This window comes from Chryseobacterium polytrichastri (genome assembly GCF_900142445.1).
GTDB classification, from domain to species: Bacteria; Bacteroidota; Bacteroidia; order Flavobacteriales; family Weeksellaceae; genus Chryseobacterium; species Chryseobacterium polytrichastri.
In genome coordinates, this window is the sequence record NZ_FRAV01000021.1 from 84,241 (window position 1) to 92,855 (window position 8,615).

Annotated in this window: 3 protein-coding genes; all 3 read left to right on the top strand. The window is 37.1% G+C overall.

Annotation, left to right across the window (positions count from 1 at the left end; all coding sequences use genetic code 11):
• The first annotated feature begins 73 nt into the window (after window positions 1-73).
• The 3 genes from BUB80_RS13950 (at window position 74) to BUB80_RS13960 (ending at window position 8,444) form a co-directional block, all read left to right on the top strand.
• Window positions 74-2,587 (top strand): T9SS type A sorting domain-containing protein, encoded by a 2,514-nt coding sequence (locus BUB80_RS13950; protein WP_083547163.1) that lies wholly within the window; start codon window positions 74-76, stop codon window positions 2,585-2,587.
• Window positions 2,588-2,771: 184 nt separating this feature from the next.
• Complete coding sequence (locus tag BUB80_RS13955) at window positions 2,772-6,341, top strand: T9SS type A sorting domain-containing protein (RefSeq protein ID WP_083547164.1); 3,570 nt, start codon at window positions 2,772-2,774, stop codon at window positions 6,339-6,341.
• A gap of 138 nt (window positions 6,342-6,479) precedes the next feature.
• On the top strand, window positions 6,480-8,444 hold the full coding sequence (locus BUB80_RS13960; RefSeq protein ID WP_083547165.1) for a T9SS type A sorting domain-containing protein: 1,965 nt from the start codon (window positions 6,480-6,482) through the stop codon (window positions 8,442-8,444).
• The last annotated feature ends 171 nt before the right edge of the window (window positions 8,445-8,615 follow it).

The following is an 8,615-nucleotide window of genomic DNA, read 5'->3' on the forward strand; positions in this document are numbered from 1 at the left end:
ATTTATGATATTTTATGATTTGTGTTTTAATTAATTATACATTTGTTTCTACAATTTTTATTTTTACTTACTTATGAAAAAACTTTTACTCGCATGTATGATTGCTATTGGGATAGGAATCACTGCACAAACAACTGTCACTATAGGTGCAGGGGGTAGCACAGGTGGGACTACAGATAATGGAGCTCCCATTTATCGGTCAAGTAGTACCAGTAGCTATCAATACTCTAAATCTGCAGAACTTCTTACAACGGCAGATCTTACAGGAGCTTCCATTTTTTCGGGGGCAGCTATTAATTCTATAGCATATTATAAGACTACGGCTTTTAATGTATCTGGATCTAATGCCTGGACACTGAATGTGTATCTTAAAAACAGTGCTGCTACGGCATTGGCAAGTGGCACGGCTTGGGATACAATGACAAATGGAAGTACTTTATTTTACACTGCTACAATCAACAGTACCAATAATTTACCTGCGGCGGCTGGATGGGTGACCTTTGCCAATAACACCGGAAATGCATTTAGCTATACGGGCGGGGCTATTGAAGTGTATATTGATTGGGTTCCTTCTGGTACTCTTACAAGTCCTTATACAGGAGGAGCGTTTCAGTGGAAGTATGATACCTCAAATTTAACACAGTCTATTGGAACCAGTAATACTACAGCTATTCCTGGGACTACTAATTCTTTTTCAACATTTTCTAGACGTTATCAAACTCAGTTAACGTATACTTCAGTACCGTGTTCAGGAACTCCTACTCCAGGTAATACAATTTCTTCAGGAAGTGCAGCGTGTGCTGGAGCTTATGCTACAACGCTAAGTTTACAGAATAATACGCTAGGAAGCGGTGTTGCCTATCAGTGGTATTACAATGGGACTGCAGTTTCTGGGGCAACAAGCCCTACATTGAGTGCTACCATTTCGGCTGCAAGTACTTATTACTGTGCGGTTACCTGCTCTGGAAGTGGGGCTACTGCTAACTCTACCCCAGTTAGTTTAGTGGCACCAAGTAATGGTATTTCTTCTTTCCCTTGGAATGAAAACTTTGATACAATGGCTGCAGTAGGTGCTAATATATTACCTTCATGTTGGTTGTCTGCAGGTGGAGGAAGCTCTTCTACAACTCATTATACTACAGCTACGAGCGCAGGTAATACCTATAATGATCCTAAATCTGCACCAAATTATGTAACGATCTATTACCCTACAACTAATGCTGCAGTGCTTTGGACTCCTAAGTTTTATTTAACAGCAGGACAGTCTTATGATTTCTCTTTCTATTGGGTAGGGGACGGTTATGCAGGATGGCAGGGTGATGTGCTTGTTAATGGTAATCAAGATGCTACGGGTGCGAGTAATCTTACTACGTTTATTACGTCTGCGCAAACTGCGGCAGGTGGTTCTAATAGTACAAACTATACAAAAGTTAAAGTAACATATGTACCTACTGCAACAGGTAATTATACTTTTGGTGTGAAAACATTGGCAACAACATCGGCTCCGTATTATCTGGGATTTGATGACTTTAATGTAATGGTAACGCCTGCTTGTACAGAGCCTTCAGGAGTTACAGCATCTAATGTAACGACAGCTAATGCAACTGTTTCTTGGACGGCTCCTGCTACAGTTCCTGCTAATGGATATGATATCTATTATAGTACATCTAATACTTCCCCTACAAATACAACAACTCCAAACTTTACAGGAGTGGCGGCTACTACTCAGGTTTTAAATGGTCTTTCTTCTTCTTCTACATATTATGTATGGGTAAGATCAAGATGTAGCTCTACGTCTCAAAGTATTTGGTCTCTTGTAGCATCATTTAATACGCTTTGTAGTGCGACTTCGGTACCATATACATTAAATTTTGATAATGTAGCAACCCCTGCGTTACCAAATTGTGCATCAGTTGAAAATCTTGGTAGTGGTAATCTTTGGACTACGGCTGCAGCACCAACGGATAGTCCTGGATTTACTACGCAGGTATTAACATATCTATATAATTCTTCTAGTGCTGCAAATACTTGGTTTTATACTCAAGGGATTAACTTGACAGCCGGAACACAATATACAATAAGCTATACTTATGGTAATAATTCAACCACATATGTTGAAAAATTAAAAATAGCATACGGGACCTCTCAGTCTTCTTCTGGAATGACTATTCCGTTAGCGGATCATCCAAATATTAATGATAAAATGGCACATACTGGAAGTGTTACCTTTACACTTACAGTTTCTGGAATATATTATTTTGGATTTAATGCTTATTCAGCTGCAGATCAGTATAATTTATACCTTGATGATATCAGTATTGTATCATCGGTATTAGCAACAAGTGAAGTTGCTGCTGCTAAGAATACAGTTAAAGTATATCCAAATCCTTTTTCTGATGTGTTGAATATTTCTGATATCAATAATGTGAAATCTGTTTTGGTAACAGATATTGCTGGAAGATTAGTGAAAACTATAGCTAATCCTTCTTCTTCTCTTCAGTTGGGAGATTTGAATTCCGGATTATACTTAATTACTTTAGAAATGAAAGATGGTTCTAAACAAACACTCAAAGCAATAAAAAAATAATATTTAAACTGAATTTTAATGATTGATAGCGGCTAGTTTTTAGCCGCTATTTTCATTTGTTTTATCTCAAATTGATAATAAAATAAGTTAAATTAAAATTTTAATGGTAAAAAATTATGATATTTTTTGATTTTAATTGAAATATTTTTTTACTTTTAACGCCTAATTTTTATTTTAACTAACCATGAAGAAACTATTACTCACGTGCCTATTTTTTCTAATAGCCACCTTTCTTAATGCCCAAATAGTATTGGGAAGTGGAACAACCAAAGGAGGATATGCTCCTATTGATGTTAACTACGGATATAATTTTACTGAGCAGATTTTTACTAAAAGCGAAATCAATTCAACTGCAGGTAATATTACTGGGGTGAAATTCTATTTGTCAAATACATCTGATATTTCAAAATCGGTAGATTGGGTAGTGTATGTTGGGCATACTACCAAAACGAACTTTACAAGCACATCAGACTGGGTTCCTGTGTCTAGCCTTACTCAGGTATTTTCAGGAGTTGTAAGTGTTGTGGCGGGCGAGGTTACAGTAACTTTTGCTACGCCATTTGCTTACAATAATGTTGATAATCTAGTACTGGCAATAGATGAAAATACACCAGATTTTACTGCTACAACAAATAGGTTTTATACTTATGTCGGAGCTGCAAATTCAGGTTTGTATTTTAGAAGTGATACGGTAAACCCAGATCCTTTTGCTCCTGCAGCAGGAGAGAGGTCGAATGTAAAGTCACTTACTAATTTGCTAGGGCTTATGCCTGCATCAGCACCAGCTTGTCCGGTAGTTTCTGCTCCAACAGCTGCCGCAACAGGCGTTGCTCTTTTGCCAACAATCACTTGGGCTGCAGCATCCACAGCAGCATCTTATAAAATAAGTGTAGGAACTACTCCGGGAGGTACAGATATTGTGAATATGACAGATGTGGGAAATGTAACAAGCTATACATTTACAACGGCTCTTAATTATAGTACAACATATTATTACACGGTTTCTGCAACGAATGTTATAGGGAATTCTACGGGGTGTGCAGAAAGAACCTTTACTACTGTTTCCGTAGCGTGTCCTTCCGTTTCTGCGCCAACTGCTGCTCAAACAGGATTATCTGTAAGACCTACATTTACTTGGCCTACGATATCAGGCGTAACAGGATATAGATTAAGTATTGGAACTTCTGCGGGTGCTAATAATATACTCAATAATTTTGATCTTGGGAATGTATTAACGTATACATTAACCACAGCTCAACAGCTTACAGCCAACACGCAATATTTTTATACAGTTACTGCTTATAGTGGTAATTATTCATCTACAGGATGTACAGAAAGAAACTTTAAAACGGCTAATGCAGCAATTCCTGCAAACGACGAATGTATTAATGCAGTAACGCTTACTGTAAATCCAGATTTAGCGTGCACGGCTACAACGGCTGGAAATACATTAGGAGCTACAAATTCTTTAGCGGCAACACCATGCTTTGGAAATCCAGATGATGATGTTTGGTTTAAGTTTACGGCAACAAGCAGTACTCATCATTTGAAATTTTCAGATATTGTTTCAACAGGTGTAATTAGTACAACGGATATGTATGTACAGGTCTTAGGTGGGGCTTGCGGCGCTCTTACAAGTGTGATCTGTTCTGATTCTGACGCTATCACAATTGTAAATGGATTAACTCCGGGAACAATCTATTATGTAAGAGTTTATACTTACGGTGGACAGGGGAATAATGCAAGTTTCAACATCTGTGTTGGTACTCCTCCTGCAGCTCCAGCTAATGATGAATGTAGTAATGCAGTAACGGTAGCTGTAAATTCTGATATGAACTGTAGTTCAGTGATTTCTGGAACAACGCTTTCTGCTACCAATTCTAGTGTTGCGGTATCTCCTTGTACAGGAGTTGCTGATGATGATGTGTGGTACAAATTCACAGCAGTGGGTACTGCTCATACAATTTGGTTGAAAAATATTGTTTCAGTAGGTTTAAGTTCAGATACATCATTATATGCACAAGTATTTAGTGGAACTTGCGGAACATTAGCAAGTATTAAATGTATAACTTCAAACACAGCGTACACCTCTCTAACGGGATTGAATCCTGGCGGAACATATTATGTAAGAGTGTATAATTCTAATACAAACAGCACTTTAACTACCTATGCAAATACGTTTGATCTTTGTATTGGTACTCTGCCTCCTCCTCCTGCAAATGATGATTGTGTGAATGCAGTAACAGTAACGGTGAATCCGGATCTTAACTGTGGGTCTACAACATCAGGAACAACTTTATCTGCAACCAATTCAGGATTAGCAGTAACGCCGTGTACGGGAGTGGCTGATGATGATGTTTGGTATAAATTTACAGCAGTAGGAGCTTCGCATACAATTTGGTTGAAAAATGTAGTTTCTGTAGGAAACTCTTCATCTACTTCTTTATATGCACAAGTATTTAGTGGAGCTTGTGGAACCTTAACGAGTATTAAGTGTACAACTTCAAACACTGCTTACACTACCTTAACAGCATTAACGCCTGGTCAAACGTATTATGTAAGAGTATATAACTCTAGTGCAAATACAACTACAAGTACTTATGCGAATACATTTGATCTTTGTATTGGTACTTTACCTCCTCCTCCTGCAAATGATGATTGTGTAAATGCAGTAACGGTAACGGTGAATCCGGATATTAACTGTGGATCTATAACATCAGGAACTACTTTATCTGCAACCAATTCAGTATTAGCAGTAACGCCATGTACAGGAGTGGCTGATGATGATGTTTGGTTTAAATTTACAGCGGTAGGAGCTTCACATACACTTTGGTTGAAGAATATAGTTTCTGTAGGAAATTCTTCATCTACTTCTTTATATGCACAAGTATTTAGTGGAGTTTGTGGAACTTTAACAAGCATGACATGTATAACTTCAAATACTGCTTATACATCATTAACAGGATTAACTCCTGGTCAAACGTATTATGTAAGAGTATATAATTCAAATACAAATTCTGCTACAACTATTTATGCGAATACATTTGATCTTTGTATTGGTACGCCACCACCACCACCGGCAAATGACGAATGTACAGGTGCAGTAGCTTTAACGGTTGGGGGGAATTTCAGTGCTAATGCTGTTATTGGAACAACTGTATCTGCTACTACAGATGGTACTACAACTTGTCAGCCAAATAGAGCAAACAACGTTTGGTATTCTGTGGTTGTTCCGGCATCAGGTTCTGTAACAGTAGAAACTGCGGCAGTTACCGGATCAGGATTTATAGATTCTGTGCTATCTGCTCATACAGGAGTTTGTGGAGCATTGATAAATGCAGCTTGTAATGATGATATTGCTACAGGAAATAATTTTTCAAAAATTGCATTAGTAGGTCAAACACCAGGAGCTGTAATTTACTTTAGTGTTTGGAGATATTCTTCAGGAGCAGGGGTAGATGGTCAATTCCAGATCTCAGCTTACGATGCATCAATTAATTTGGCAACTTCTGAGACTTCAGGAGCTAAAAATATTATTAAAGTATATCCAAATCCTTTTGTAGATGATTTAAATATCTCAGACATCACTAAAGTGAAATCTGTTTTGGTAAATGATATTTCAGGAAGATTGGTAAAAACTATTGATAATCCGGGTTCTTCTCTTCATTTAGGAGATTTGAAATCAGGAATGTATTTATTGACGCTGGAAATGAAAGATGGTACTAGACAATCGATTAAAGTGATCAAAAGATAAATTGTAATAAATATAATTAATTGAATAACGGCTAAATTTTTTTAGTCGTTATTTTTTTTAGTTAAATATTATATTTTAAAGTATTAAGTGGATGAATTGTTACTAATTTAGTGTACAAATCAATAAAAATATTAATTTATGACAAAATTTTTACTTTCATGTTTATTAATGATAAGCATGACATTGAGTGCCCAGATTAGTTTGGGTACGGGAAGTACGAATGTTGGAGTTGCTCCAATAAGCACTTATTATGGATATTCTTATGTTCAGCAAATTTTCACAAAACAGGAAATTAATGCGAACGCAGCAGGAAATATTACAGGACTTAAATTTTATCTTGACCCTTCACTATCAATTGCTAATTCTTCAGATTGGGTGGTTTATTTGGGGTTAACCTCTAAAACCTCCTTTATGTCTGTGATAGATTGGATCCCTGTTTCTCAATTAACGCAGGTATATACAGGAAACGTAACCAATAACAATGGAGTAATAGAAATTACTTTTGCGACACCTTTTCCGTATGACAATATGAGTAATTTAGTGGTAGCTGCTGAGGAAAACTCTGCAGGATATGATGCTAATGATAGTGATGAAGCAATGTATGTTTATTCTTCATCTCCTAATTCTACCTTGTATTTTAGAAATGATAATGTAAACCCAGATCCTTCGGCGCCATCCGATGGAAATTTAGAAGCCTATAAATCGGTGGTTACTTTTGTAGGGTTAACTCCTGGGGCAATTCCAATCTGTCCTTTAGTGACGTATCCTATGAACAATTCAACGCTTATTCCATTTTCACCTACTATTACATGGACAACTTCTTCTGGAGCTACAGGATATAAAGTCTCTATAGGTACAACTCCGGGAGGTACAAATATCGTTAATCAGCAATTGGTAACTACGAATAGTTTTACGCCTTCAACAGCCCTTGCTCCGGATACAAACTTTTATGTGAGAGTAGTTGCTGTAGGAACAGGAGGAGATTCTTCTGCTTGTTCTGAAACAATGTTTAAGACAATTCCACCGCCTCCAACTAATGATGAATGCTCTTCTGCTATTACATTAACAGTAAACCCAGATCTAAATTGCGGAACGGTAACTGCAGGATATACATTGGGAGCTACAGATTCTAGTTTAGTACCTGATCCTTGTTATGGAGATCCTGATGATGACGTTTGGTTTAAATTTGTTGCCACGGCGACTACTCATAAAATTTCGCTTACTAATATTCTTTCTATGGGGTCGGATGATGATGATGATACTTATTTTCAGGTATTTGATGGAGCGTGCGGCTCATTGTCAAGTATTTTATGTTCTGATCCTACCTCGTCTACAATTTCAGGCTTAACAGTCGGGAATACTTATTATGTGAGAGTGTATAGCTATTACGGCGCAGGAAGCAATCAAAGTTTTGATATATGTATCGGGACATTCCCGCCGCCACCAGCGAATGACGCTTGCTCAGGAGCTTTACAGGCAACAGCTTTCCCATATAATTATGTGCAATCTGATGGAGGAGGTGCCACCAATAATGGAGGGTTTATTACAGCTTGTACCAATGGTATGAATGATGGAACTTGGTTTACATTTACAGGCAACGGAAATACTCATAATATTACGGTAACAATGCCTTCCGGAAGTAATTTTGATGCAGAAATTGGGGTGTATACAGGAACTTGTGGAAGTTTAGTTTGTGTAGATCGTGTAGACGACGAAGGAGAGGGCGGAACTGAAACCATTTCAATACCTACAGTTTCCGGAACTACTTATTTTGTAAACGTAGGATATTATGATGATGGTATAGATGAACCTGAAGGAACGTTTACTATTAATATTACTAATGGAGCGTTGGGAACTTCCGAAGTTAAAGGTAATAAAGATGGGATTAAAGCGTATCCTAATCCATTTACAGAGGTGCTAACGTTTTCAGATGTAACTCATGTAAAATCAATTTCTATATCTGATATTTCAGGAAGATTAATTAAAACGATTGATCAACCTACTTCAACGCTTCAGTTGGGAGAATTAAAATCAGGATTGTACATGGTAACTTTACAAATGAAAGATGGTTCTAAGCAAACAATTAAAGCAATTAAAAAGTAAATAAATATTTGTCTGGTCCTAAAAATGCGATACAGATTATAGGTCAAAAATAGATAATTAAACCAAAGCAAAAACATTTTTGCTTTGGTTTTTTGTTTTGTATGTTTTCATTTTCAATTCAGACTGGTTGTGCATTTGGTTTGGCGTAAGATAATGATTCGAAAAATGTGG

Coding starts and splice junctions, on each gene's coding strand:
- BUB80_RS13950 (WP_083547163.1), top strand. CDS start 74: ATGAAAAAACTTTTACTCGCATGTATGATTGCTATTGGGATAGGAATC.
- BUB80_RS13955 (WP_083547164.1), top strand. CDS start 2,772: ATGAAGAAACTATTACTCACGTGCCTATTTTTTCTAATAGCCACCTTT.
- BUB80_RS13960 (WP_083547165.1), top strand. CDS start 6,480: ATGACAAAATTTTTACTTTCATGTTTATTAATGATAAGCATGACATTG.